Here is a 26,529-nt window from a genome sequence, read left to right as displayed (position 1 = left end):
CCAATCCAATGAGTTAACGCTTTCTATCGAAGGTCCAGGGCCCGCCGTCCGGGCATTCGACCTGTTTTGTTCAATGCTGTTTCCTCCGCTGCGCAATAAACTTACGTAAATGATAATTAGTCGCAAATACCGCACTTGTGCCGCTGTTTGTGCGCGCTGAAGTCACTATAGTCCCGGTTTCAGTTTATGCCGTTTTCATTTGGCAGCATTGACGCAGATCATGCCTGGAGGGAAGTGCCGCGCGCGTCCCAGCGCGCCTTGCGGGCAATAAAAAAGCCGCCCGAGGGCGGCTTCTGTATCACACGGCTGTCAGTGGAACTGTTCTTCCTCGGTGGAGCCGGTGAGGGCGGTCACCGAGGACGCGCCGCCCTGAATCACGGTGGTCATGTCGTCGAAATAGCCGGTACCCACTTCCTGCTGGTGCGCCACGAAGGTGTACCCCTTGGCGGCATCGGCAAACTCCTGCTCCTGCAGCTTCACGTAGGCGGTCATGTCGTTGCGGGCATAGTCATGGGCCAGCTGGAACATGCCGTGCCACATGTTGTGGATGCCGGCCAGGGTAATGAACTGGTGCTTGTAACCCATGGCGGACAGCTCGCGCTGGAATTTCGCAATGGTCGCGTCGTCCAGGTTCTTCTTCCAGTTGAAGGAAGGCGAGCAGTTGTAGGACAGCAACTGGTCGGGGTATTCCTTCTTGATCGCTTCGGCGAAGCGACGGGCTTCGTCCAGGTCTGGTTTGGCGGTTTCACACCAGATCAGGTCGGCATACGGTGCGTAGGCCAAGCCCCGAGCAATCGCCTGGTCTAGGCCTGCGCGCACTTTATAGAAGCCTTCTGGGGTGCGGGTGCCGGTCACGAACGGCTGGTCATACGGGTCGCAGTCCGAGGTCAGCAGGTCCGCGGCGTTGGCGTCGGTGCGGGCCAGGATGATGGTCGGTACGCCCGCCACGTCGGCTGCCAGGCGAGCCGCTACCAGCTTCTGCACGGCCTCCTGGGTAGGCACCAGTACCTTGCCACCCATATGGCCGCATTTTTTCACCGAAGCCAGTTGATCCTCGAAGTGAACGCCGGCGGCGCCTGCCTCGATCATGTTCTTCATCAGCTCATAGGCGTTCAACACGCCGCCGAAACCGGCTTCGGCATCGGCAACGATAGGCGCGAAGTAATCGATATAGCCGTCGTCGCCCGGGTTTTTGCCGGCTTTCCATTGAATCTGGTCCGCCCGGCGGAACGAGTTGTTGATGCGTTTGACCACGGTAGGCACAGAGTCGACCGGGTACAGCGACTGGTCGGGGTACATGGACTCGGCGCTGTTGTTGTCGGCAGCGACCTGCCAGCCGGACAAATAGATAGCCTGGATACCGGCTTTTACCTGCTGCACCGCCTGGCCACCCGTGAGAGCGCCCATGCAGTTGACGAAATCTTTCTCAGGCCGGAAGGACGGGTGTGCGCCCTGGGTCACCAGCTTCCAGAGCTTCTCCGCGCCCAGTTTGGCCAAGGTGTGCTCGGGTTGGACCGAGCCACGCAGGCGGACGACATCGGCGGCGGTATAAGTGCGGGTTACCCCCTTCCAGCGTGGGTTTTCCGCCCAGTCTTTCTCAAGGGCCGCTATTTGTTGTTCGCGTGTCAGTGCCATGGGGTGAACCTCGTCGCATAGGTCTCGTAGGGGTGTCAGCTCCACCCGCAGGTGATACGCCAATCAGGGCAGCGGCAGGGGCCTTGGGGTGCGACGGGAAGTTTGCGAGGGGCGAACGGGCGGTTCGACGAACCAGGGCGAACTGAGCTGCGTGTAGTGTGGGGCTCAGGCCACTCCAGATCGCGCGAAACTGGCAGGGGTGCCATCAGCGCTTCCGTCCCTCGGGACAACTTCGTTCCAGTCGCAACCCCGTCGGACCGCCTTTTGGGCCGTGCTGACACAGGAACGGCCCTCGGGATGGTGAAGGCACGCGCCGGAGGCCTTGGTTCAAGGCCCCTGATTAGCGGGAGCGAGGCCATCATGCCTTCGGAGAAATGCATCGTCAAACGTTTTGTAGTGTTTTTTTAAAGGCACTACATATTCCTGAAAATACGACTGAAGGGTCATGAAAAGGCCCTGGAGTCGGTACTTCAGGGCAGGGCATCGACCCGCACGCGCAGGGTCATGTCATCGTGGCCCTGGGTGCCGTAATACCGGGTACCGCCGTTGCGCTCGGCCTGGCTTTGCCCGTTGATCCCGGCCACGGTTATCCATTGGCCAAGCGGGCCGCTTACGCGGGTGTCGGTGCTTTGCACGTTCACCACATCCGGGCGCTCCTGGCTCATTCGGTCGTTGTTGGCGCTGATCGCCAAGTGCACGGTGTCACCCGTCACGCTGGCCGTGACGTAAAAACCCTGCGTCACGTTGCGATATTCGGTCTGGGTTTCAAGGCGCCCATATCCATCGGTTTGCGCGGTGGTAAGCGGTACGCTCTGGCCTACCTGGATCAGCGCAGGGGTGCCTTCGCTGGCCTGCACTTGCTGAAGGCCGCCGGTGCGGTTGGCGGTGCCGTAGCGGATAACCCGGCCATTGCCAGCGCCGCCGCCAGAGCTGTGGTTGGTGTCACTGGTATCCACGCTGATCAATAGGCGGCGCGCCGGCGCATCGATGCGCTCCATCAGCGCATTCAGCTCATCCAGCTTGCCTGGCTCGGCGTTGACGACCAACTGATTGCCCAGCGCACTGACACTGCCTTGATTGCCAAGGAAGCTGCGAATCAGTGGGAGTACATCTTCGCTGGTGCGGTAGTGCAGGTCCAGCACCTGGGTAGCGGCTTGTGTGGCAGGGGCGAGGGCAAGCAGGGCAAGAAAAAACAAAGGGCGCAGCGGCATGGCAGGTTACTCCGCAAGGTTCAGCCCTGAGTATGAACCAGGGCGGACCATGACGGAGCCCCTGCCAGGGCGTGAATCTTTCGCGGCCTAGGCTATGTGGCGCAGCATATCCACATGGGGCAGGCCGGCTTCGAGAAACTCTTCGCTGACCACTTCAAAGCCAAAGCGCTGGTAGAACGCGGTGGCGTGTACCTGGGCCGTGAGTTTCAGCTCGCCGATGCCGCGCACGCTGGCCTCTGCGATCACCGCTTGCATGAGCGCATCACCCACGTGCAAGCCACGCCAGTCCTTGAGCACTGAAAGCCGCCCTACGTAGCCGTCGGGCAGCAGGCGCGCGGTACCAATGGCGAAGTCTTCCTGCTCCGCGAGGAAGTGGATCGCGGTTTCGTCGTCCGAATCCCACTCCTGCTCGGGCGGCATGGCCTGTTCGGCCACGAAGACGCTTTCCCGAATGTGGTGGATCTTCGAATAGTCTCGATGCCAATCTGCCAACCGGACGCGCAGGTCATTCATCGGCGAACCCCAGGCTGCCCTGCATCACCAGCTGGCTGAGTAGGGTAACGGCGTCATCATCGCCCAGCCACGGCGCCAGGTTTTCTTCGTGCAGCGCGTCGGCGGAACACACCTGTTGCAGCAGGCCGCGAAGGTTACCTGGCAGCAGGCGGCTTTGGCCGCTGGCGAACAGCATCAACTCGCTGCCCATCTCCGACCAGGCCAGGCGCGCGCTGGGGTTGCGCACCAGCACCGCGCCCTGGCCCAGAGCCTCGAGCAGGTCGGCTTCGCTGAGCTCGCTGCCGGCCACGCGTTCGGCGTACCGGGGTTCGGTCATGAACTGGCCGAACCAGGTAAGCAGCAGGCGATCGTCGCTCATGTGGCGGGCAAGCAAATCCTTGAGCCGCGTGAGTGCGTCATGCTGGATCTCGCTCGGGTCGACCGCCGGCTTGATGTCCGGGTCACTGTAGCGCTCGTCATCAGGAATGAACTGACTCAGGAAATCCGTGAAGTGGGTCAGCACTTCGCTGGCGCTCGGGGCGCGGAAGCCGATGCTGTACGTCATGCAGTCATCCACGGCCGTACCGTAGTGAGCCAGGCGCGGGGGCAGGTAGAGCATGTCGCCGGGTTCGAGGGTCCAGCTTTCGGTCTCCTTGAATTCAGCGAGGATGCGCAGGTCGGCGTGCTCCAGCAGCGGGCTGTCGGCATCACACATTTGGCCAGTACGCCAGGTGCGCTGGCCCAGGCCCTGGAGCAGGAACACATCGTAGTGATCGAAATGCGGCCCAACGCCGCCGCCAGGCGCGGCATAGCTGATCATCACGTCGTCGATACGCCAGGTAGGCAGAAAGCGGAACGGCTCCAGCAGGGCGCTGACCTCGGGCACGAATTGATCCACGGCCTGTACGAGCAAGGTCCAGTCTTTGGCGGGGAGGTTGGCGAAAGCGTCCTCGGCGAACGGGCCGCGGCGCAGCTCCCAAGGGTGATCCCCGTGCTCGAGCACGATGCGGGACTCGATTTCTTCTTCCAGTGCCAGGCCGGCCAGCTCATCGGGGCTTATCGGGTTTTCGAAATCGGTGAAGGCCTGCCGCACCAGCAGCGGTTTCTTCTGCCAGTAGTCGCGAAGAAATTCCTGGGCCGTCAGGCCGCCTAGCAGTTGAAAAGGTTTATCGGAAGACATGGATAACTCGTTGTAATTTATGGATATACACAATAAAAAACGCCCGGCCAGGCCGGGCGCTTGCACGATGTTTCAGTCAGACGCGGCGCGCCTGTTCGGCAGCGTTGCCGATGTACGTCGCTGGCGTGAGGCGAGCGAGCTCGGCCTTCGCAGCGGCTGGCACGTCCAGGCCCTCGATGAACTCCTGCAAGGCTTGAGCAGTGATGCCCTTGCCGCGGGTAAGCTCCTTGAGCTTCTCGTAGGGGTTTTCGATGTTGTAGCGACGCATCACGGTCTGGATGGGCTCGGCCAGTACCTCCCAGCAGGCGTCCAGGTCTGCGGCGATGCGCTGCGCGTTGATTTCCAGCTTGCCGATGCCCTTGAGGCTGGCCTCATAGGCGATCACGCTATGGGCAAAGCCCACGCCCAGGTTGCGCAGCACGGTGGAGTCGGTGAGGTCACGCTGCCAGCGGGAGATTGGCAGTTTGCTTGCAAGGTGCTGGAACAGCGCATTGGCGATCCCGAGGTTGCCTTCGGAGTTCTCGAAATCGATCGGGTTGACCTTGTGCGGCATGGTCGAAGAGCCGATTTCGCCAGCAACGGTGCGCTGCTTGAAGTAGCCCATGGAGATGTAGCCCCACACGTCTCGGTCGAAGTCGATCAGGATGGTGTTGAAGCGGGCGATGGCGTCGAACAGCTCCGCGATGTAGTCATGCGGCTCGATCTGCGTGGTGTAGGGGTTGAACACCAGGCCCAGTTCGTCCTCGATGAAGGCACGGGCGTTGGCTTCCCAGTCGATGTCGGGATACGCCGAGAGGTGAGCGTTGTAGTTGCCCACGGCGCCGTTGATCTTGCCAAGCAGGGGCACGGCCGCGATCTGGGTGATCTGCCGCTCGAGGCGGTACACCACGTTTGCCAGCTCCTTGCCCAGGGTGGTGGGCGAGGCAGGCTGGCCGTGGGTGCGGGACAGCATCGGCACGTCGGCGAAGCGGTGAGCCAGTTCGCGCACGGCGCCGGCAATCTGCCGCATCAGTGGCAACAGCACGGTGTCGCGGCCTTCGCGCAGCATCAGCGCATGGGACAGGTTGTTGATGTCTTCGCTGGTGCAGGCGAAGTGAATGAATTCGCTGACCTTGGCGAGCTCCGGCAGCCGCTCGGCCTGCTCCTTGAGCAGGTACTCGATCGCCTTCACGTCGTGGTTGGTGGTGCGTTCGATTTCTTTCACGCGCTCGGCATGCTCCAGCGCGAAGCCGGTGGCCAGTTCGTTGAGCAGGGCGTTCGCGCCTTCGGAGAACGGCGGCACCTCGCTAACCTGCGGGTGAGCGGCCAACCGCTGCAGCCAGCGCACTTCGACCATGGCGCGGAAACGGATAAGGCCGTATTCGCTGAAGATGGGGCGCAGGGCCTCGGTTTTGCCGGCGTAGCGGCCGTCAACAGGGGAAACCGCAGTGAGCGAAGAAAGCTGCATAGGGTGTTCTCGGGCAGTCGGGCAACGAAAAGGGCGCATATGATACATGAAAAACCACCTGGCTCGCTGACCAATCGGGCCAGTGAGCGAGGCGGGGCGGGCAATCACCCGTCTCGTAGCATGGGGTATAGCTCGCGCAACAGCTTGCGGCGGCTGATCAGCAGTTGCCAACGGTGGCCGCCGAGCTGGCGCCACAGGCGGGCACAGCGGATGCCTGCCAGCAACAGCGCGCGAATTTTGGAGGCGTTGCTGGGCTGCTGAAGGTGGCGCATGTCGCCGTGCACCTGAATGCGCTGGCGCAGAGTGCTGAGGGTATCCTGATACAGGCCGCCGGTGGCAGCGATCACGTTCTCATGCGCTGGCCCGAAGTGTTCGACCTGCGCCTGGATCTGCGGCAACCGCTTGCCAATGGCGTCCAGCATGGCGGGGCGTTTTTCCAACTGCCGCTCCAGCGTCACCATTGACAGCGCATAGCGCAGTGGCTCGCGCTGAAGGCTGGTGGGGTCGCGCTCGAGCGCGGCGGCCAACGCCCGGTACCCCTCGCGCAGTTGCTTGTCGTCGCCACCGAACACGTCCAGGGTGGTCTTGGGGTCGCGCACCAACAGCGTGCCGAGCATGGCCGCCAGCTCCCCTTCGCTGACCTGCCCGGTCTTGGCTATGCGGTCTACCAGCACCGCTGCCTGGAACACGCTGCCCAGGGCCATGAGCTGCTCATGCACCGTGCTCATGAGGTCGCTTCCTGCTGCGCTGCACAGTGCGCCGCTTCGATCACGCCGCCACCCAGGCAGATCTCACCATCGTAGAACACCACCGATTGGCCTGGCGTGACGGCCCGCTGAGGCTCGTCGAAGGTGACCCGATATCCGCGGGCGGTGAGTTCGAGCGTGCAGGGCTGATCGGCCTGGCGGTAGCGCACTTTGGCGGTGAGGCGTCGTGGCTGCGACAGGTCGATAGGGTTTACCCAAAAGACCTCGGAAGCTTCGAGCGATTCGGCGAACAACCAGGGGTGGTCGTTGCCTTGGCCCACGATCAGTTCATTGCGGGACAGGTCCTTGGCCAGTACGTACCAGGGTTCGTCTCCAGCGCCTTGCAAACCGCCGATGCCCAGCCCCTGGCGCTGGCCGATGGTATGGTACATCAGGCCATGATGGCGGCCGATGATCTCGCCTTCGGTGGTTTTGATCTCCCCCGGTTGTGCGGGGAGGTACTGCTTGAGGAAATCACTGAAGCGGCGCTCGCCGATGAAGCAGATCCCGGTGGAGTCTTTCTTTTTTGCGGTGGCCAGGCCATGCAGGTCGGCAATGGCGCGCACTTCGGGCTTTTCCAGCTCGCCCACCGGGAAGAGGGTACGCGCGATCTGCTCGCCGCCAACCGCGTGGAGGAAGTAGCTCTGATCTTTGTTCGGGTCCAGGCCCTTGAGCAGTTCGGTGATGCCGTCGCGGTCACGGCGGCGCACGTAATGGCCGGTGGCGATCAGGTCGGCGCCCAAGCTGAGGGCGTAATCCAGGAATGCCTTGAACTTGATTTCCCGGTTGCAAAGGATGTCCGGGTTGGGCGTGCGGCCGGCCTTGTACTCTTCCAGGAAGTGCTCGAACACATTGTCCCAGTACTCGGCGGCGAAGTTGGCCGTGTGCAGCTTGATGCCGATCCGGTCGCACACCGCCTGCGCGTCGGCGAGGTCTTCGCGCGCCGTGCAGTATTCGGTGCCGTCGTCTTCCTCCCAGTTCTTCATGAACAGCCCTTCCACCTGGAAGCCTTGCTGCAACAGGAGGAGGGCGGACACAGAGGAGTCGACGCCGCCGGACATGCCGACGATCACGCGCGTATTACGAGGATCCTTGTAGGGATCGTGGGAAACGGGCTCACGCATGGGCTTGAAAAGGTTCTGGTGTAAAACGCGACAGTCTAACAGGCTGGGCTCTTGCTGGGAAAAGCTGCTTAGTCGCGAACCACGTCAAGGCTGTGTACGGGGCCGGCCAGGTAGTCATCGAGGCATCTTAGGACCAAATCGCTACGCCATCTCTTCGGCTCGGCGGCCAGCTCGTCACGGGTCAGCCAATGAGTGGCCGTGATGTCGCGGTCCAGTGGGTGGTCTTTGCGGCGTATGGGGCGTGCGGCAAAGCACACGCGCTGATAGGTCACGCCGTTGGAGGGCGCCGTGTACAAGTAGATGCCGACCACGCCGGTGAGCTCGACCTCCCAGGCGGTTTCTTCACGGGTTTCACGCAGCGCGGCTTCGCGCAGGGTTTCGCCGCGCTCGAAGTGGCCGGCAGGCTGGTTCAACACCAGGCGGCCCTCTTTGTGTTCTTCGACGAACAGGAAGCGGCCGTCATCTTCAATCACGGTGGCGACGGTAATGTGGGGGTGCCAAGTCATAAAGTGTCCAGTTTCAAAGTAATAAAAAACCCCAGCTGGGCTGGGGTTTTGTGAAGCGGGTTACTTCAGTGAGGCGATAGCCTCATTGAGCGTTGCGCTTGGCCGCATGGCCTTGCTGGCCAACTCCGGCGTGGCGAAGTAGTAGCCGCCGATGTCCACCGGTTTGCCTTGGGCGCCGTTCAACTCGCCGACAATGGTCGCCTCGTTGCTGGTAAGCGCTTCGGCCAGCGGCTTGAAGCGCGCCTGCAGGTCGCTGTCAGTGGTCTGCTCGGCCAATGCCTGTGCCCAGTAGGTGGCCAGGAAGTAGTGGCTGCCACGGTTGTCGATACCGCCGACCTTGCGCGATGGCGACTTGTTGGTATCCAGGAACTTGCCGGTAGCCTGGTCCAGAGTGTCCGCCAGAACCTGGGCCTTGTTGTTGCCGTAGGTGGTCGCCAGGTGCTCGAGCGAGGCGGCCAGGGCCAGGAATTCACCCAACGAGTCCCAGCGCAGGAAGCCTTCTTCGTTGAACTGCTGAACGTGCTTGGGCGCGGAACCGCCAGCGCCGGTTTCGAACAGCCCACCGCCGTTCATCAGTGGCACGATGGACAGCATCTTGGCGCTGGTGCCTAGTTCCATGATCGGGAACAGGTCGGTCAGGTAGTCGCGCAATACGTTACCGGTGACCGAGATGGTGTCCTTGCCTTCGCGGATACGTGACAGAGACAGCTTCATGGCCTCGACTGGCGCAAGGATCTGGATGTCCAGGCCGTTGGTGTCGTGGTCTTTCAGGTAGCGCTGCACTTTCTCGATCAGGGCGGCGTCGTGGGCGCGGGCGTTGTCCAGCCAGAAGATGGCAGGGGTGCTGCTGGCGCGGGCACGGTTGACGGCCAGTTTGACCCAGTCACGGATCGGCGCGTCCTTGGTCTGGCACATACGGAAGATATCGCCTGCTTCAACGGCCTGTTCCATGAGCACGGAACCGTCAGCGGCCAGTACGCGAACCACGCCGTCGGCCTTCACCTGGAAGGTCTTGTCGTGGGAGCCGTATTCTTCGGCCTTTTGGGCCATCAGGCCAACGTTCGGCACGCTGCCCATGGTGGTCGGGTCGAAGGCGCCGTTGACTTTGCAGTCTTCGATAACGGCCTGGTAGATGGTCGCGTAGCAACGGTCCGGGATCACGGCCTTGGCGTCCTGCAGCTCGCCCTGGGCGTTCCACATTTTGCCCGAGTCGCGGATCATTGCCGGCATCGAGGCGTCTACGATAACGTCGCTTGGTACATGCAGGTTGGTGATGCCCTTGTCCGAGTTCACCATGGCCACCGCAGCGCGCGCGGCATAGACGGCTTGCAGGTCCGCTTCGATTTCGGCCTGCTTGTCGGCTGGCAGGGATTTGATACGCGCGTACAGGTCGCCGATGCCGTTGTTGCTGTTGAAGCCCACTTCAGCAAGGGTGCTGTCGTGCTTCGCCAGCGCGTCCTTGTAGTACTCCTCCACGAACTGGCCGAACATGATCGGGTCGGAGACCTTCATCATGGTGGCTTTGAGGTGCACGGAGAACAGTACGCCCTGTGCCTTGGCGTCCTCGATCTGGGCTGCGACGAATGCGCGCAGGGCCTTGCGGCTCATCACTGCACTGTCGATGATCTCACTGGCCTGGACCTTGGTTTTTTCCTTGAGAACGGTGGTAGTGCCGTCCTTGCCGACCAGTTCGATGCGAACGGCGCCGTCGGCCTCGATCAAGGCTGCCTTTTCGCTGCCGTAGAAGTCGCCGCCGTCCATGTGCGCCACGTGCGCCTTGGAGTCGCTGGCCCAGGCGCCCATCTTGTGGGGGTGCTTGCGGGCGTAGTTCTTGACCGACAGCGGGGCGCGGCGGTCGGAGTTGCCTTCGCGCAACACCGGGTTCACGGCGCTGCCCTTGATCTTGTCGTAGCGGGTGCGGACGTCCTTGGCTTCGTCGCTGTCGGCAGCGTCCGGGTAGTCCGGAACATCGAAGCCCTTGGCTTGCAGTTCCTTGATCGCTGCCTTCAGCTGCGGAACCGAGGCACTGATGTTCGGCAGCTTGATGATATTGGCCTCGGGCGTGGTAGCCAGTTCGCCCAGCTCCGCCAGGTCATCGGACACGGCGCGGTCGCCCAGGCGCTCCGGGAAGGCAGCGAGGATGCGGCCGGCCAGAGAGATGTCGCGGGTCTCGACAGCGATGTCAGCGGTTCGGGTAAACGCCTCGATGATTGGCAGGAGGGAATAGGTGGCGAGGGCAGGGGCTTCGTCGGTGAAGGTGTAGATGATCTTGGATCGGGTGGGCATGTCGGGTTAACTCTCTGTTTTGCTGAGCATGCTAAGCATCTCGTTACGTAGGGTAGGCGCTTTCGGTGGCGTGCACGGAAAGTCGAGAGGCCTCGCGGTGATGTTGGGTGCATCAGTCGAGCGTCAAACGGCCGGGCCGAGGTGCTGGCCCGAACGGGTTCACAAACGTGCGGTGGCGCCCCTTGCGTGGAGGTTCGCCGCCATGACTCGGTGGTCACCCGGCGGAGTATATCAAACCGGTGGAAAGGCGCACCTGGCTTCGCCCGATGCTCGGGCGCAGCAATGTAAGCAGGGGGTAGGGCGAGAGTCTGCGCAAGGCTTGCGCGACTGACCACCCCGGAGAGAGGCAGCCAGCCATCATTGAGACGCTGCGTCAGGCGTGCGAGGTTGAAGACGCGTGAGAAGTAATGGCAACTGTTTCAGTCACCGGTGAAATGCCCACGGCATGCATGCCTTTAGGACCCTGGATAATGTTGAATTTCACGGGTTGCCCGGCCTTGAGCGTTTTGTAACCTTCCATTTCGATAGCCGAGAAATGGGCGAAGAGATCTTCCGATTTCCCGTCCTCGATGATGAACCCGTAGCCCTTGGCATTGTTGAACCACTTGACTTTACCGCTTGGCATGCTCATATCCCTCTGCAAAGGACCCCATTGCTGGAGTATCATCCACCTCGTTCGCGCACCGGCCGAAAATTTATTTGACTGTGCGGACCTTTCTTCCCCAATGTGGGTTCTACTGTTTGTAACACCGTTTTGCCGATAGTCAAGGTCATGCGGCGGCCGAGTATCAATCTGGACACACGTCTCACCACAACCTTCAATCGCTCAACGATGAACACTTCCGAAATGCATGCAACCAACCATACTCGTCTAACCTTCAAGCAGTATCGGCACGGTCCGTACGGGCACAGCCAGTGCAGGCACGGCCAGTCTCGGCTCGGTCCCGACAGCCCCGCTCCTCTGGAAGATGATTCCGCCGGAGTTGCGGTGCAGGAATCCAAACCGACGCTGCAGGCGCCACCGATGTACAAGGTGGTGCTGTTCAACGATGACTACACCCCGATGGATTTCGTGGTAGAGGTGCTGGAGCTGTTCTTCAACCTGAATCGCGAGCTGGCGACAAAGGTGATGCTGGCGGTACATACGGAAGGGCGTGCAGTCTGCGGGCTGTACACCAGGGACATCGCGGAAACGAAGGCCATGCAGGTGAATCAATACGCCAGGGAAAGCCAGCATCCGCTACTCTGTGAAATCGAGAAGGACGGTTGAAATCCGGCCACTTGGGTTATGAGGTGAAGCTATGTTAAACCGCGAGCTCGAAGTCACCCTCAATCTGGCCTTCAAGGAGGCTCGGTCTAAGCGTCATGAGTTCATGACCGTCGAGCACCTTCTGTTGGCCTTATTGGATAACGAAGCCGCTGCTACCGTGCTACGGGCATGCGGCGCAAACCTCGACAAGCTCAAGCACGACCTCCAGGAGTTCATTGACTCCACCACGCCGCTGATTCCCGTTCATGATGAAGACCGCGAAACCCAGCCAACACTGGGGTTCCAGCGCGTGCTTCAACGCGCCGTGTTTCATGTGCAGAGTTCAGGCAAGCGTGAGGTCACCGGCGCCAATGTACTGGTAGCCATTTTCAGCGAACAGGAAAGCCAGGCCGTCTTCCTGCTCAAGCAGCAGAGTGTCGCCCGCATCGACGTGGTCAATTACATTGCCCATGGTATTTCGAAGGTGCCGGGTCACGGTGAGCATTCGGAAGGGGAGCAGGAAATGCAGGACGACGAGGGTGGCGAATCCTCTGCATCCGGCAATCCGCTGGATGCTTATGCAAGCAACCTGAACGACCTTGCGCGGCAGGGTCGCATTGATCCGCTGGTAGGCCGGGAGAGCGAGGTCGAGCGCGTGGCTCAGATCCTTGCCCGCCGGCGCAAGAACAATCCATTGCTGGTAGGCGAGGCGGGGGTAGGTAAAACCGCCATTGCCGAAGGCCTTGCCAAGCGCATCGTCGACAGCCAGGTGCCAGACCTCCTTGCAAACAGCGTGGTCTACTCGCTGGATCTCGGTGCCTTGCTGGCCGGCACCAAGTACCGCGGTGACTTCGAGAAGCGCTTCAAGGCGCTGCTCGGTGAGCTGCGCAAGCGCCCGCAAGCCATCCTGTTCATCGACGAAATCCATACCATCATCGGTGCGGGCGCGGCGTCCGGCGGCGTGATGGATGCGTCCAATCTGCTCAAGCCACTGCTTTCCTCTGGCGAGATCCGCTGCATCGGGTCTACCACGTTCCAGGAATTCCGCGGCATCTTCGAGAAAGACCGTGCGCTGGCGCGTCGTTTCCAGAAGGTGGACGTCACCGAGCCTTCGGTGGAAGACACCATCGGGATCCTGCGCGGCTTGAAGAATCGCTTCGAACAGCACCACAGCATCGAGTACAGCGATGAAGCCCTGCGTGCAGCGGCTGAGCTGGCCTCGCGTTATATCAACGACCGTCACATGCCCGACAAAGCCATCGACGTGATCGACGAAGCGGGCGCCTATCAGCGGTTGCAGCCGGTCGAAGCTCGGGTCAAGCGCATCGAAGTAGCGCAGGTCGAGGACATCATTGCCAAGATCGCGCGCATTCCCCCGAAGCACGTCAGCAGCTCCGACAAGGAATTGCTGCGTAACCTGGAGCGCGACCTCAAGCTCACGGTGTTCGGCCAGGATGCCGCCATCGATTCGCTGTCCACCGCGATCAAGCTGTCTCGCGCCGGCCTCAAAGCGCCGGACAAGCCTGTGGGTTCGTTCCTGTTCGCCGGGCCTACCGGCGTGGGCAAAACCGAGGCTGCGCGGCAGTTGGCCAAGGCGTTGGGTATCGAGCTCGTGCGGTTCGACATGTCCGAATACATGGAGCGCCATACCGTGTCTCGGCTGATCGGTGCCCCTCCAGGGTACGTAGGGTTCGATCAGGGCGGTTTGCTGACCGAAGCCATCACCAAGCAGCCTCACTGCGTGCTGTTGCTTGACGAGATCGAGAAGGCGCACCCGGAAGTCTTCAACCTGCTGTTGCAGGTGATGGATCACGGCACCCTGACCGATAACAACGGCCGCAAGGCGGACTTCCGTAATGTGATCCTCATCATGACCACCAACGCTGGCGCCGAAACCGCCGCGCGGGCATCCATTGGCTTCACTCACCAGGATCATTCCTCGGACGCCATGGAAGTGATCAAGAAGAGTTTCACGCCAGAATTCCGCAACCGCCTGGACACCATCATTCAGTTTGGTCGCCTCAACCACGAAGTCATCAAGAGTGTGGTGGACAAGTTCCTTACCGAACTGCAGGCCCAGCTGGAAGACAAGCGGGTGCTGTTGGAAGTTACCGATGCCGCGCGCAGCTGGCTGGCTGCCAGCGGCTACGACGCCCAGATGGGTGCCCGGCCAATGGCCCGGCTTATCCAGGACAAGATCAAGCGGCCTTTGGCCGAGGAGATCCTGTTCGGGGAGCTGGCCGAGCATGGCGGCGTGGTGCATATCGATATCAAGGACGGTGAGATGACCTTCGATTTCGAAACCACGGCTGAGATGGCCTGATGCGGTAGCGGCGGGGCCAGCCTCGCCGCCATCTGTTTTTCAGGCGCAAACGAAAAGCCCGGCTGATGCCGGGCTTTGTCGTTTCAAGCTTTTAGCGAGCGCGGTACGTGATCCGGCCCTTGCTCAAATCGTAAGGGGTCAGCTCCACGCGGACCTTGTCGCCGGTCAGGATTCGGATGTAATTCTTGCGCATCTTTCCAGAAATATGCGCGGTAACGACGTGCCCGTTTTCCAACTCCACGCGGAACATGGTGTTGGGCAGGGTGTCGACGACAGTGCCTTCCATTTCGAAGCTGTCTTCTTTCGACATGCAGTAAAGCCCTCGGTATCCAGTATGTGGCCCGGTGCAACTGCGCCAGGCAAAAGCGGCGCATATTGTGCCCGAAAAACAGACCTTGCGCCAAGGGCTCAGTTCAGCGTGACCCACCTTTGATTGATCAATAGCTCAATAGGGCGGTATTGAGTCTTGTAATTCATCTTTTTGCAGTTCTTGATCCAGTACCCCAGGTACACCGCGCCCAGGTCGAGCCGCAGGGCTTCGGTGATTTGCCACAGAATGGCGAAACGGCCCAGGCTACGCCGCTCCTGCTCTGGCTCATAGAAGGTGTACACCGCCGAAAGCCCATTGGGTAGCAGGTCTGTCACCGCCACGGCCAGCAACCGGGTGCCCAGGCGGAACTCGTAGAAGCGGGAAAATGGCAGATCCCGCACCAGGAAGGTCGAGAACTGATCCCGGCTGGGGGGATACATATCGCCATCGGCGTGGCGCTGGTCGATATAGCGCTTGTACAAGTCGAAGTACTCTTCGGTGAAGCGCGGCCGTGCAGCGGACACCGTAAGGTCTGCGTTGCGCTTGAGAATGCGTTTTTGCTGCCGGTTGGGAAGAAAGCGCGCCGCGGGAATGCGAGCAGGCACGCAGGCGTTGCAGCGCTGACAGTGCGGGCGGTAGAGGTGATCGCCGCTGCGCCGGAAACCCAGTTCCGACAGGTCGGCGTACACGCCCGGATCCATTGGCTGGCTCGGGTCCAGGAACAGCGTGGTCGCCTGCTCATCCGGCAGATAGCTGCAGGTGTGGGGTTGAGTGGCATAAAACTTCAAGCGCGCCAACTCGGTCATGGTCAACCCTCGGTCCAAACTTACTCAATGAGTGTATGCCAGAGCGATGGAACTCGCTCGGCCAGCCCAGTTGGCGCCCGCAGGCGCATCCAGGTACTGGTCGAGGTATTGGACGAATTCCGCCCGGCTGATTTCCCTGGCGCCCAGGCTTTCCAGATGACGGGTATGCATCTGGCAGTCGATAAGCGCGAAATTGGCACCTTGCAAATGCTGGGCGAGGGTCACAAAGGCCACCTTGGAGGCGTCCGTGGCCCGGCTGAACATCGATTCGCCGAAAAACAGTTGGCCAATCGCAATGCCATACAGCCCGCCAACCAATTCATCTCCTTGCCAGGCTTCGACGCTGTGGGCGATGCCGCGGCGGTGCAGTTCTACATAGGCGTGCTCGATGGCTGAAGTGATCCAGGTGCCCCGCGCGTAGTCACGCGGCGCTGCGCAGGCCCTGATCACCGCGGGAAAATCACGGTTCAGCGTAATGGTGAAGCGCCCCTGGCGTATGACCTTGCGCAAGCTTCGCGACGCGCGCACCTGGGCAGGCGGCACGACCATACGCGGGTCGGGTGACCACCAGAGGATCGGCTGGCCCTCCTCGTACCAGGGAAAGCAGCCGTGCCGGTAGGCAGCTACCAGGCGTTCCGGGCTCAGGTCGCCTCCGGCTGCGAGAAGGCCGTTGGGGTCGCGCAGCGCCCGGTGCAGCGGGGGGAAAGTGAGGTCGTCACGGTTGAGCCAGGTGAGCATGGTCGCAGTGGAGTGATTCGATCGATGGAAGGGGAGGGCAGTATCACGCGCCACAGGGCCCAGCGTCGAGGGGTGGCTATGTGCCGGATCCCAGCGCTGGTTATCCTCGATGGGTGTTTGTTCCACCCGGTGGGGTGGGCTGGAACCCTATGGGCGGCACGAGGTCCATGAAGGTTCGCGCAGTAACTTTAAATATGCGCTTAAACCTTTGTCAGCCAACATAAAGCATGGTGAAATTGAAGCCGCCTTTTTTGGCGTGGGGCCGGTAGCAGGTGGCTTGCTGCCACCCTATGACATCGGTACTGTAAATCCGTACAATGGTCGGCCATGAACGGAACCGGCCGCGATAGAGTCCCTCTGATCGCGCGCACCGCGCAGGAAAGAACGCGTTTTGAAGAAGTCCACCGCTAAACCCGTCCCTGTCCCCCTCTGGCGGCAGCAATTTCATTACCGCCTGAAAGAAGGTGCGCTCATCGCCATGGCGGCGCTGTGCCTGTACCTCTGGATGGCGCTGCTCAGCTATGACCAGGGCGACCCAGGCTGGAGCCATACCGGCACAAGCGTGGGCCAGGTGCAGAATGCCGCAGGGCGGGCCGGTGCCTATGCCGCGGACATCCTGTTCATGGTGCTGGGCTATTTCGCCTACATTTTCCCGTTACTGCTGGGAGTGAAAGCCTGGCAGATCTTCCGTGAGCGCCACCAGGCCTGGCAATGGAGCGGCTGGTTGTTTTCCTGGCGGCTGATTGGCCTGGTATTCCTCGTGCTTTCCGGCGCGGCCCTCGCTCACCTGCATTTCCACTCGGCTGCCAGCCTCCCGGCGTCGGCGGGTGGTGCACTGGGCGAAAGCCTGGGCGACCTGGCCCGTAATGCGCTGAACGTTCAAGGCAGTACCTTGCTGTTCATCGCGCTGTTCCTGTTCGGCCTGACGGTGTTCACCGATCTTTCATGGTTCAGCGTGATGGACACCACCGGCAAGATCACCCTCGATCTGATAGAGCTGGTCACGGGTGCGGCAAGCCGCTGGTGGGCAGCCCGTACCGAACAGCGAAAGCTGGTCGCCGCGCTGCGCTCAGAGGAGCCGGCCTACGAGGCGCCACCTGCGCGCAAGGAAACTCGCCCCGAGCCCAAGCAGCAGCCTGCGGTTTCGGCGCGGCAGGAACCCGTCGTAGAGCCCCGTTTCGAGCCCTCGGTAGCCAAGGCTCCCCAGGCGGCGGTTTCAGGCACTGGCCTGAATGCCTCCCCGGTCCGCGCGCAAGCGGCGGAACGTGTACCGGCGGTGGCGCTGCGCATGCCCTGGGATGACGAAGAAGACGAATTCGAAAGCTTCTCCGCTACCGGTGAAAACCCAGTGCTGGAAGCACCACGGCTTGTGGCCGAGCGCAAGGTTGCCCAGGTGTCCGCGCCCTCGATGCCTCCCATTATTGCGCCTTCCGCTCAGCCTGCCGCCGTGGCGCCGCCTGCGGCAAAGGCAGAGCCTGTGCGTCTGGCCTTCCCTGAAAAGCCCCAGCCCCCCATGGTCGATGCCGCGCTGGAAGGTACCATTCCGCCGCTGTCGATCCTCGACCCGGTAGAAAAGAAGCAGGTGCAGTACTCTCCCGAGTCCCTGGCAGGGGTAGGGCAACTGCTTCAGATCAAACTCAAGGAATTCGGTGTAGAGGTCACGGTAGACTCGATCCATCCGGGCCCGGTGATCACCCGTTACGAAATCCAGCCTGCCGCGGGCGTGAAGGTCAGCCGCATTTCCAACCTCGCGAAGGACCTCGCGCGCTCGCTCGCGGTGACCAGCGTGCGCGTTGTGGAGGTAATCCCGGGCAAAACTACCGTGGGCATCGAAATTCCCAACGAGGACCGCCAGATCGTGCGGTTCTCCGAAGTGCTGTCCACGCCTCAGTACGATGATGCCCAGTCGCCGGTCACGCTTGCCCTCGGGCATGACATTGGCGGTAAGCCGGTCATTACCGACCTGGCCAAGATGCCCCACCTGCTGGTCGCCGGTACCACCGGTTCCGGTAAGTCGGTGGGCGTGAACGCGATGATCCTGTCGATCCTGTTCAAGTCCACGCCACAGGAAGCGCGGCTTATCATGATCGACCCGAAAATGCTCGAGCTGTCGATCTACGAAGGCATTCCGCACCTGCTGTGCCCGGTGGTCACCGACATGAAGGACGCCGCCAACGCCCTGCGTTGGAGCGTGGCCGAGATGGAGCGCCGCTACAAGCTGATGGCGGCCATGGGTGTGCGTAACCTGGCGGGTTTCAATCGCAAGGTGAAGGACGCCGAAGAGGCCGGCACTCCGCTGGGGGATCCGCTCTACCGTCGCGAAAGCATGGAAGACGAAGCCCCACTGCTTAAAACACTGCCGACCATCGTGGTGGTGGTGGACGAGTTTGCCGACATGATGATGATCGTCGGCAAGAAAGTGGAAGAGCTGATCGCCCGTATCGCCCAGAAAGCGCGCGCGGCGGGCATCCACCTGATCCTCGCTACCCAGCGGCCCTCCGTGGATGTGATCACCGGGCTGATCAAAGCCAACATCCCGACGCGGATGGCGTTCCAGGTGTCGAGCAAGATCGACTCCCGAACCATCATCGATCAGGGCGGCGCCGAGCAGCTTCTCGGCCACGGTGACATGCTTTACATGCCTCCTGGTACCAGCCTGCCGATCCGTGTGCACGGTGCGTTCGTGTCGGACGACGAAGTCCACCGTGTGGTGGAAGCGTGGAAGCAACGTGGCACGCCGGACTACAACGACGACATCCTTAACGGTGTTGAAGAAGGTAATGGCGCAAGCTTCGAAGGCTCGGGTGGTGGTGACGGTGACGACAGCGAAAGCGATGCCCTGTACGACGAGGCCGTGGCCTTCGTGCTGGAGAGTCGCCGGGCGTCCATCTCCTCGGTTCAGCGCAAGCTGAAAATCGGCTATAACCGCGCCGCCCGGATGATCGAAGCCATGGAAATGGCCGGCGTGGTCACACCCATGAACAGCAACGGCAGCCGCGACGTCATCGCGCCCGGCCCGACACGAGACTGATAGGCCAGTGCCGAACAGGCACTGGTTCGCCCACCTGACTAGAGGATTATCATGCGCCTGATTCGCATGTTGTTGGTGTCTGCCCTGGCCATGGCCAGCGTTTCCGCAGTGGCGGATGACCAGGCGGTAAAGTCGCTGACGCAACTGCTGGAAAAGTCCCAGACCCTCACCGGGCGTTTTTCCCAGCTCACACTCGACGGTAGCGGCACCCAGCTGCAGGAAACCAGCGGTGAAATGGCGCTCCAGCGGCCAGGGTTGTTCAACTGGCATACTGATGCACCACAAGAGCAGCTGATGGTGTCGGACGGCAAGAAGGTATCGCTCTGGGACCCTGACCTGGAGCAGGTGACCATCAAAACCCTCGACCAGCGCCTGACTCAGACCCCAGCGCTGCTGTTGTCTGGTGATGTGTCCAAAATCAGTCAGAGTTTCGACATCACTTCGAAGGAAGCCGGCGACGTTATCGACTTCGTACTCAAGCCCAAGACCAAGGATACCTTGTTCGACTCGCTGCGGTTGTCGTTCCGCCGTGGCCTGATCAACGACATGCAACTGATCGACAGCGTAGGGCAGCGCACCAATATCCTGTTCATGGGCATCAAGGCCAATGAGCCAGTCCCGGCCAGCAAGTTCACGTTCGTCATCCCCAAGGGTGCCGACGTGATTCAGGAATAGGGCGGCTCCGCTTTCATGGACCTGTTCAGCTCGCCGCCGCCTTCGCAGCCTCTGGCTGCCCGGCTGCGGGCCAGCACGCTGGATGAGTACGTGGGCCAGGAGCATCTGCTTGGCCGCGGCAAGCCCTTGCGTGAAGCCCTGGAACAGGGTGCCCTGCACTCGATGATCTTCTGGGGGCCACCTGGTGTGGGTAAAACTACGCTGGCGCGACTGCTGGCCAAGGTTACCGACGCACATTTCGAAACGGTTTCAGCGGTATTGGCCGGGGTGAAGGAGATCCGCCACGCCGTGGAGATGGCGCGGCAACAGGCGGCCCAATACGGGCGGCGCACCCTTTTGTTCGTGGACGAAGTGCATCGCTTCAACAAATCCCAGCAAGACGCGTTTCTTCCGTACGTAGAGGACGGCACCCTGATTTTCGTTGGCGCCACGACGGAAAACCCTTCCTTCGAGCTCAATAACGCCCTGCTGTCCCGCGCCCGGGTGTATGTGCTCAAAAGCCTGGACGAGGCCGCGATGCGTCAGCTAGCGCAGCGCGCCCTTACCGAGCAGCGCGGCCTTGGTGCACGTAACCTCACGTTGGGAGATGAAGCCTTCGGCATGTTGGTAGCAGCGGCCGACGGGGATGGCCGCCGGCTGCTGAACCTCCTGGAGAATGCGTCGGACCTGGTCGAGGACGGCGAAGAGATCGGCACCCCGCTGCTGCAAAGCCTGCTGGGTGATACCCGGCGCCGCTTCGACAAGGGCGGCGAAGCCTTTTACGACCAGATATCAGCGCTGCACAAGTCGGTCAGGGGATCCAGCCCCGACGGCGCGCTCTATTGGTTTGCCCGAATGCTGGATGGCGGCTGCGATCCCCTTTACATCGCTCGCCGCGTGGTGCGCATGGCCAGCGAAGACATCGGCAATGCCGATCCCCGAGCGCTGGGTGTGTGTTTGGCGGCCTGGGACGTCCAGGAGCGGCTCGGCAGCCCGGAAGGCGAGCTGGCGGTCGCCCAGGCCATCGTCTACCTTGCCTGCGCTCCCAAGAGCAATGCGGTGTACACGGCGTTCAAGGCCGCCAAGGCCGACGCCGCGGGGATGGGCTCCCAGGAAGTGCCGTTGCACCTTCGCAATGCGCCTACCAAACTGATGAAGCAGCTCGGGTACGGCGAGCAGTATCGCTATGCCCACGACGAGCCGGATGCTTACGCGGCCGGCGAAGACTACTTCCCTGAAGGTATGGCACCACGGCATTATTACCAGCCCGTGCCCCGTGGCCTCGAACTTAAAATCGGCGAGAAGCTGCGGCACCTCGCCGAGCTGGACCGTACCAGCCCGCTGCAACGGAGAAAGTCGTGATCCCGGTTGTAATCTCGGTAGCCTGTTTCGGTGCGTTAGGTGGTTTGCTCCGCTTCGCAACCGGGGTTTGGGTAAGCGCCCATTACCCTCGCCATTTCTATTTGGCCACCCTGGCCGTGAATATCGTAGGGTGCCTGATCATTGGCTATCTTTACGGGGCCTTTCTGGGCAGGCCGGACGCTCCGGCCTACCTTAAGGCCGGGCTGATTGTAGGTTTCGTGGGTGGGCTGACCACGTTCTCATCCTTTTCCCTGGACACGCTGCGCCTGCTGGAAAGCGGGCAGGCGCCACTGGCCATAGGCTATGCGGCCGCCAGTGTCCTGGGCGGCCTCCTGGCGACCTGGGCTGGCCTGTACCTGACAAAAATCTGATCAACGAGAGAACCACATGCTCGATTCGAAACTGTTACGCGGCCAACTGCAAGAAGTAGCCGAGCGCCTTGCCACCCGAGGCTTCAGCCTTGATGTGGCTCGCATCGAAGCGCTGGAAGCCCAGCGCAAGGTGGTGCAAACCCGTACCGAGCAGCTGCAGGCGGAGCGCAACAGTCGATCCAAATCCATTGGCCAGGCCAAGGCCCGTGGCGAAGACATCGCCCCGTTGATGGCGGACGTGGAGCGCATGGCTCAGGAGCTTGCCCAGGGCAAGGCGGAACTGGACGACATTCAGGCACAGCTCGACGGCATCCTTCTTGGTTTGCCCAACCTGCCTGACGCCTCGGTGCCGGTGGGCAAGGATGAAGACGACAACCTGGAAGTGCGCCGCTGGGGCACGCCTGCGGCCTTCGATTTCGAAATCAAGGATCACGTCGCCCTGGGCGAACGCTTCGGCTGGCTGGATTTCGAGAGCGCCGCGCGCCTGTCTGGAGCACGCTTCGCGGTGCTGCGCGGGCCGATTGCGCGGCTGCACCGTGCCCTGGCGCAGTTCATGATCAACCTTCACGTGGCCGAGCACGGTTACGAAGAGGCCTACACCCCGTATCTCGTCCAGGCCCCGGCGCTTCAGGGCACGGGGCAGTTGCCCAAGTTCGAGGAAGACCTGTTCAAGATTGCCCGCGACGGCGAGGCGGACCTGTACCTTATCCCTACGGCCGAGGTGTCGCTGACCAACCTGGTCGCGGACCAGATCCTCGATGCCAAGGTGCTGCCGTTGAAGCTGGTGGCCCATACGCCATGCTTCCGCAGCGAGGCGGGCGCGTCCGGCCGGGATACCCGCGGCATGATCCGTCAGCACCAGTTCGACAAGGTCGAGATGGTCCAGGTGGTCGAGCCTTCCAAATCCATGGAAGCCCTCGAAGGCCTCACCGCCAACGCCGAGCGTGTACTCCAGCTCCTTGAACTGCCTTATCGCGTGCTGGCTTTGTGCACGGGTGACATGGGCTTCAGCGCAGTCAAGACCTACGATCTTGAAGTGTGGGTGCCCAGCCAGGGCAAATACCGGGAAATCTCGTCCTGCTCCAACACCGGCGACTTCCAGGCACGCCGTATGCAAGCCCGCTGGCGTAACCCGGAAACCGGCAAGCCCGAGTTGGTCCATACCCTCAACGGCTCCGGCCTGGCGGTTGGCCGTACCCTGGTAGCGGTGCTGGAAAACTACCAGCAGGCCGACGGCTCCATCCGGGTGCCGGAAGTGCTCAAACCTTATATGGCTGGCCTTGAGGTCATTGGCTGAATGAATTTCCTGCCGCTGTTTCACAAACTGTCCGGGCGCGTCGTACTGGTAGTGGGGGGCGGCGAGATCGCCCTGCGCAAGTCTCGCCTGCTGGCCGATGCGGGCGCGGTGCTGCGGGTGGTTGCTCCGGTAGTGGATAGCCAGCTGGTTGCGTTGGCTGAAAGCAGCGGCGGTGAAGTTCGCGCGCGCGGATATCACGCTCAGGACCTGACCGATTGCGTGCTGGTCATCGCGGCAACCGATGACACACCGCTCAACGCACAGGTTTCGGCGGAGGCGCAGCACCGTTGTATTCCAGTCAACGTGGTGGATGCACCGGCACTGTGCACCGTTATCTTCCCGGCCATCGTTGACCGCTCGCCGTTGGTAGTGGCCGTTTCCAGCGGAGGCGATGCACCGGTGCTGGCGCGTTTGATCCGCGCACGCCTCGAAGCGTGGATTCCGTCGGCCTATGGTGAACTTGCCAAGCTGGCGGCGGGCTTTCGCGATCGGGTAAAGCAACGCTTTCCCGAGGTGAATCAACGCAGGGCCTTCTGGGAAGAGGTATTCCAGGGGCCGATTGCCGAGCGGCAACTGGCTGGCCGTGGCAGCGAGGCGGCCAGCATGCTGGCGGAGCGGGTGGAAGGCGCGCCGCCTCATGCGCCGGGCGAGGTTTACCTGGTAGGTGCCGGGCCGGGTGATCCCGATCTGCTCACCTTCAAGGCGCTGCGGCTGATGCAGCAAGCGGATGTAGTGCTCTATGACCGCCTGGTGGCGCCCGCCATCATCGAACTCTGCCGACGGGATGCCGAGCGCATCTACGTGGGCAAGCGGCGGGCGGATCATGCCCTGCCCCAAGACCAGATCAACCGCCAACTGGTAGAGCTGGCCCTGCAAGGCAAGCGCGTGGTGCGGTTGAAGGGCGGCGACCCGTTCATCTTTGGCCGCGGCGGCGAGGAAATCGAAGAGCTGGCGGCCCATGGCATTCCCTTTCAGGTGGTGCCGGGCATTACCGCTGCCAGTGGTTGCGCTGCGTATGCCGGCATTCCGCTGACGCACCGGGACTATGCACAGTCGGTACGCTTCGTGACCGGGCACTTGAAGGATGGGAGCAGCGACCTCCCGTGGAATGACCTGGTGGCCCCCGCGCAAACAGTGGTGTTCTACATGGGCCTGGTGGGTTTGCCGGTTATTTGCGAAGGCATGATCCGCCATGGCCGTTCACCCGACACCCCGGCGGCACTGGTGCAGCAGGGAACCACGGCCCACCAGCGGGTGTTTACTGGCACCCTGGCAGATCTGCCAGCGCTGGTGGCCCGCCATGAAGTGCATGCGCCAACGCTGGTGATCGTGGGCGAGGTGGTTCGCCTGCGCGACAAGCTCGCCTGGTTCGAAGGCAGCGCCTAGCGGCTGCTGTCCCGAGCATCCCACCAGGCTTTCGCGGTCGCAAAAGCCTCTTCACGAGGCTTGCCCAGGCCGCGCAAGGCCAGGGCCATGGTCGAAACCACAGCCAGTTCGCCGTAGCGGTCTTCCGTTTCCCGCTTCCATACCCGTTCCAACTGTGCCGGGTCCAGGAAGCCGGGTTTGAGGTGCCGCTGCGCCGACAGCTGTGGCCATTCTTCATCCCAAGCCTGGCCGCCACTTGCTCCATAGAGATGGCAGGCCGCGTCCGGGTTCACTTCCAGCTCTCCGCCGTCCCCCTTGATCACGATAGACGTGTCCCCCAGCAACCGGCTGGCTTCACGGTGCACAGGCTGATAGCCCGGGTGGAAAATGCTCTGCAAGCCACAGCGAGCACCGAGGGGGTTCAGCACCCGCGCGAGGGAGTGAATAGGGGAGCGCAATCCCAGGGTGTTTCGGAGGTCGATCATGCGCTGTAAGGGGCCTGCCCAGTCGGACAGCGGTGCGAAGGCCACTCCTGAGGCGTCCAGGGCGGCGCGCACCTGTGGCCAGTCCCGGCACAGCTCAATGCCCAGGTCACTCAGCAAGTGTTCGGTGTAAAGCCGCCCGGCAGTGTGGGCGCCTCCGCCGTGCATGAAAATTCGCAGGCCATTTTGGCCCAGGCATTTCACCGCCAGCAGGTACCAGGGCAGGTGGCGTTTCTTGCCGGCGTAGGAAGGCCAGTCAAGGTCCACTCGCAGTGCCGGGGCGGCTACCCGGGCGCGGACGGCCTCGGTGAACCCCGCCAACTCTTCGGCGCTTTCTTCCTTGTGCCGCAGCAACATCAGGAAGGCCCCAAGCTGGGTGTCCTCGACTTCACCGTCGAGCACCATGCCCATCGCCCTGAAGGCTTCCTCACGGGTAAGCGCACGCGCGCCTCGCTTGCCTTTGCCCAGTATTCGTACGAACTCGGCGAAGGGGTGTTCGGCCGGGGTGTCGAGGCGAAGCGGTTCGATCGTCGTCATATGCAATTGGCCGGTTTGGGCAGGCCCGCCAGCTTTGCAGCCAGCTTGGCCGGGGTGCCCTTGAACAGATGGTTGAGGTAGGCACTGTTGCCCTTGTCGGGCCCCAGTTGGGCCGCTATGTATTTCACCAGCGGCCGCGTGGCAGGTGACAGCTGAAATTCGGCATAAAAGCGCCTCAGTGCTATCAGTACCTCTTCATGAGCCGGAGTAAGCGTAATGCCTTCCGCCTGTGCCAGCGCGGTGGCAACCTCCAGGGACCAGTCCCCCAAGTCGACAAGGAAGCCTTCCTTGTCGACTTCGATGTGTTTGCCAGCTATAGCCAGCGCGCTTACAGCCATGTATTCACCCGGTCATAGGCCAGGGACAACTCGACAAACTGAGGGTAGTCGATGGGCTGGGCCTTGGAGTGTTCAATCCCATGCGCTTCGCAATCCTCGTTCAGCGCATACAGCCGTGGGGAGGCGAGCTGGTCGAGCTTTTGCGCCGCCACGGTACCCCGCCGCAATGCTTGTACCGCTGCACCGCAAAGCAACAGGCCATCATCAGGCCCCAGCGTACGCAGGCAGCTGCCCAGGCGGGTGTCGGTGAATGGAGAACTGGAAATTACATGCAGGGTTGCCATCAGAGCGTAATGACCTCGTCGAACTGGTTGAACAACGCCGACAAGCCCTCTGGCCCCGTTATTTCCGCCGACAGCGTAAGCTGGCTGTCGTCGATCCCGCGTTCGGCCAGGCTGGCCGCGCAGACGAAGAGGGCCTCCACACCGAACAGCGGCAGGGCCTGGAGGTTCGCGGCCAGGTTCTTTTGCTTCACTGCCTCGGGCCGCTGACCGTCGACCAGCTGGAATACGCCGTCATCCATGAAAAGCATGCCCACAGGCAAGTCGTAGGCGCCGCCAGCCAAGGCAATGTCCAGCGCTTCCCGAGCCGTCATGCCGCTCCAGGGCGCGCCGCGGCTGACAATCAATAGGGACCTGGCCATTTCAATCGCCTCCGAAGCAGAGCAAACGATCGGCTGCCTGCGCTGCTTCGTGCAGCTGACCCAGGCCAGAAAGCTCGAGGGGCGGTAAGACATTCGCCGCCGGGCGCTCCCAGCGCGCTGCCTCTTCGGCGTTCAGGGTGCCGCGCCGCAACGCCGCGGCGATGCACACCACGCCGTCCAGGCCGTTGTTCGCGATCAATAACCGCCAGGCTGCCGCGCTATCGAATTCATCCTGAGGCACAACGATGTTGGCCGACGCGTTATGTACGCCATCGCCATAGAAAAAAACACGGGTGATTTCATGCCCCGCCGCAAGCGCTGCCTCGGTGAAGCGCAAGGCGCGTCGAGTAGCCGGAGCATGCGGCGGACTAAATACGGCGATAGCGAACTTCATAG

Annotated in this window: 26 protein-coding genes; 8 read left to right on the top strand and 18 right to left on the bottom strand. The window is 61.9% G+C overall.

The window, feature by feature from the left end; all coding sequences use genetic code 11:
- Nucleotides 1–309 precede the first annotated feature (309 nt).
- The 10 genes from aceA to cspD form a co-directional block, all read right to left on the bottom strand.
- Nucleotides 310–1,635, bottom strand: a complete 1,326-nt coding sequence (gene aceA / locus LG385_RS12555) for an isocitrate lyase (protein WP_181117792.1) — start codon at nt 1,633–1,635, stop codon at nt 310–312.
- A gap of 470 nt (nt 1,636–2,105) precedes the next feature.
- Nucleotides 2,106–2,846, bottom strand: coding sequence for a secretin N-terminal domain-containing protein (locus tag LG385_RS12550; RefSeq protein ID WP_225774564.1), 741 nt, complete (start codon nt 2,844–2,846; stop codon nt 2,106–2,108).
- A gap of 87 nt (nt 2,847–2,933) precedes the next feature.
- The gene (locus tag LG385_RS12545) at nt 2,934–3,359 is read right to left on the bottom strand and encodes a GNAT family N-acetyltransferase (RefSeq protein WP_181117794.1); all 426 of its coding nucleotides are present in this window, start codon (nt 3,357–3,359) and stop codon (nt 2,934–2,936) included.
- Nucleotides 3,352–4,518, bottom strand: a complete 1,167-nt coding sequence (locus LG385_RS12540; protein ID WP_225774563.1) for a cupin domain-containing protein — start codon at nt 4,516–4,518, stop codon at nt 3,352–3,354. Before LG385_RS12540 ends, LG385_RS12545 begins: the two co-directional genes overlap by 8 nt.
- Before the next feature lie 76 nt (nt 4,519–4,594).
- Entirely contained in the window at nt 4,595–5,965 is a 1,371-nt protein-coding gene (gene purB / locus LG385_RS12535) for an adenylosuccinate lyase (RefSeq protein WP_225774562.1), read from the bottom strand.
- Nucleotides 5,966–6,069: 104 nt separating this feature from the next.
- Entirely contained in the window at nt 6,070–6,693 is a 624-nt protein-coding gene (gene hflD, locus LG385_RS12530; RefSeq protein WP_225774561.1) for a high frequency lysogenization protein HflD, read from the bottom strand.
- Complete coding sequence (gene mnmA, locus LG385_RS12525) at nt 6,690–7,835, bottom strand: tRNA 2-thiouridine(34) synthase MnmA (RefSeq protein WP_225774560.1); 1,146 nt, start codon at nt 7,833–7,835, stop codon at nt 6,690–6,692. Before mnmA ends, hflD begins: the two co-directional genes overlap by 4 nt.
- 68 nt (nt 7,836–7,903) lie before the next feature.
- On the bottom strand, nt 7,904–8,341 hold the full coding sequence (locus LG385_RS12520) for an NUDIX hydrolase (RefSeq protein WP_225774559.1): 438 nt from the start codon (nt 8,339–8,341) through the stop codon (nt 7,904–7,906).
- 60 nt (nt 8,342–8,401) lie between these two features.
- Nucleotides 8,402–10,627: an NADP-dependent isocitrate dehydrogenase gene (locus LG385_RS12515; RefSeq protein ID WP_225774558.1), complete on the bottom strand. Its 2,226-nt coding sequence runs from the start codon at nt 10,625–10,627 to the stop codon at nt 8,402–8,404.
- Nucleotides 10,628–11,000: 373 nt separating this feature from the next.
- Entirely contained in the window at nt 11,001–11,252 is a 252-nt protein-coding gene (gene cspD / locus LG385_RS12510) for a cold shock domain-containing protein CspD (protein ID WP_225774557.1), read from the bottom strand.
- 222 nt (nt 11,253–11,474) lie between these two features.
- On the opposite strand from cspD, the gene clpS reads away from it, so the two are divergent.
- Both clpS and clpA read left to right on the top strand, forming a co-directional pair.
- Complete coding sequence (gene clpS, locus LG385_RS12505) at nt 11,475–11,897, top strand: ATP-dependent Clp protease adapter ClpS (RefSeq protein WP_181117845.1); 423 nt, start codon at nt 11,475–11,477, stop codon at nt 11,895–11,897.
- Between the two features lie 31 nt (nt 11,898–11,928).
- Nucleotides 11,929–14,199 (top strand): ATP-dependent Clp protease ATP-binding subunit ClpA, encoded by a 2,271-nt coding sequence (gene clpA / locus LG385_RS12500; RefSeq protein WP_181117802.1) that lies wholly within the window; start codon nt 11,929–11,931, stop codon nt 14,197–14,199.
- Nucleotides 14,200–14,290: 91 nt separating this feature from the next.
- Here clpA and infA read toward each other — a convergent pair whose 3' ends face one another.
- From infA to aat, 3 genes are all read right to left on the bottom strand, one after another.
- Nucleotides 14,291–14,509 (bottom strand): translation initiation factor IF-1, encoded by a 219-nt coding sequence (gene infA, locus LG385_RS12495; protein WP_002553999.1) that lies wholly within the window; start codon nt 14,507–14,509, stop codon nt 14,291–14,293.
- A 98-nt stretch (nt 14,510–14,607) separates the two neighbouring features.
- A complete protein-coding gene (locus LG385_RS12490) occupies nt 14,608–15,315 on the bottom strand; it encodes an arginyltransferase (protein ID WP_225774556.1) in 708 nt (235 codons plus the stop codon).
- Between the two features lie 24 nt (nt 15,316–15,339).
- Nucleotides 15,340–16,053: a leucyl/phenylalanyl-tRNA--protein transferase gene (gene aat / locus LG385_RS12485; protein ID WP_225774555.1), complete on the bottom strand. Its 714-nt coding sequence runs from the start codon at nt 16,051–16,053 to the stop codon at nt 15,340–15,342.
- 391 nt (nt 16,054–16,444) lie between these two features.
- On the opposite strand from aat, the gene LG385_RS12480 reads away from it, so the two are divergent.
- The 6 genes from LG385_RS12480 to cysG are packed head-to-tail and all read left to right on the top strand — an operon-like array spanning nt 16,445 to nt 24,154.
- Complete coding sequence (locus LG385_RS12480; RefSeq protein WP_225774554.1) at nt 16,445–19,084, top strand: DNA translocase FtsK; 2,640 nt, start codon at nt 16,445–16,447, stop codon at nt 19,082–19,084.
- Nucleotides 19,085–19,135: 51 nt separating this feature from the next.
- Nucleotides 19,136–19,759: an outer membrane lipoprotein chaperone LolA gene (lolA, locus tag LG385_RS12475; protein WP_225774553.1), complete on the top strand. Its 624-nt coding sequence runs from the start codon at nt 19,136–19,138 to the stop codon at nt 19,757–19,759.
- A 15-nt stretch (nt 19,760–19,774) separates the two neighbouring features.
- On the top strand, nt 19,775–21,100 hold the full coding sequence (locus LG385_RS12470; RefSeq protein ID WP_181117807.1) for a replication-associated recombination protein A: 1,326 nt from the start codon (nt 19,775–19,777) through the stop codon (nt 21,098–21,100).
- Nucleotides 21,097–21,471 carry a fluoride efflux transporter CrcB gene (crcB, locus tag LG385_RS12465; RefSeq protein WP_225774552.1) on the top strand — a complete coding sequence of 125 codons (375 nt, stop codon included), beginning with the start codon at nt 21,097–21,099 and terminating at the stop codon, nt 21,469–21,471. The genes LG385_RS12470 and crcB overlap by 4 nt, the downstream gene beginning before the upstream one ends.
- Nucleotides 21,472–21,487: 16 nt before the next feature.
- Entirely contained in the window at nt 21,488–22,768 is a 1,281-nt protein-coding gene (gene serS, locus LG385_RS12460; protein ID WP_225774551.1) for a serine--tRNA ligase, read from the top strand.
- Nucleotides 22,769–24,154, top strand: a complete 1,386-nt coding sequence (gene cysG / locus LG385_RS12455) for a siroheme synthase CysG (RefSeq protein WP_225774550.1) — start codon at nt 22,769–22,771, stop codon at nt 24,152–24,154.
- Here cysG and LG385_RS12450 read toward each other — a convergent pair.
- From LG385_RS12450 to tusD, 5 genes are read right to left on the bottom strand one after another with little or no spacing between them, the layout of a single operon-like run.
- Nucleotides 24,151–25,152, bottom strand: a complete 1,002-nt coding sequence (locus LG385_RS12450) for a glycosyl transferase family protein (protein ID WP_225774549.1) — start codon at nt 25,150–25,152, stop codon at nt 24,151–24,153. The two genes, cysG and LG385_RS12450, sit on opposite strands and share 4 nt — an antisense overlap.
- Nucleotides 25,149–25,490, bottom strand: a complete 342-nt coding sequence (locus LG385_RS12445) for a TusE/DsrC/DsvC family sulfur relay protein (RefSeq protein ID WP_225774548.1) — start codon at nt 25,488–25,490, stop codon at nt 25,149–25,151. The genes LG385_RS12450 and LG385_RS12445 overlap by 4 nt, the downstream gene beginning before the upstream one ends.
- The gene (gene tusB, locus LG385_RS12440; RefSeq protein WP_225774547.1) at nt 25,481–25,774 is read right to left on the bottom strand and encodes a sulfurtransferase complex subunit TusB; all 294 of its coding nucleotides are present in this window, start codon (nt 25,772–25,774) and stop codon (nt 25,481–25,483) included. The genes LG385_RS12445 and tusB overlap by 10 nt, the downstream gene beginning before the upstream one ends.
- The gene (tusC, locus tag LG385_RS12435) at nt 25,774–26,133 is read right to left on the bottom strand and encodes a sulfurtransferase complex subunit TusC (RefSeq protein WP_225774546.1); all 360 of its coding nucleotides are present in this window, start codon (nt 26,131–26,133) and stop codon (nt 25,774–25,776) included. The genes tusB and tusC overlap by 1 nt, the downstream gene beginning before the upstream one ends.
- A gap of 1 nt (nt 26,134) precedes the next feature.
- A complete protein-coding gene (tusD, locus tag LG385_RS12430) occupies nt 26,135–26,527 on the bottom strand; it encodes a sulfurtransferase complex subunit TusD (protein ID WP_225774545.1) in 393 nt (130 codons plus the stop codon).
- Between the last annotated feature and the right edge of the window lie 2 nt (nt 26,528–26,529).

It is taken from the genome of Pseudomonas sp. Marseille-Q5115 (assembly GCF_916618905.1).
In the GTDB taxonomy this organism is placed as follows: domain Bacteria; phylum Pseudomonadota; class Gammaproteobacteria; order Pseudomonadales; family Pseudomonadaceae; genus Aquipseudomonas; species Aquipseudomonas japonica_A.
This window is presented reverse-complemented; position numbering and strand designations above follow the sequence as displayed.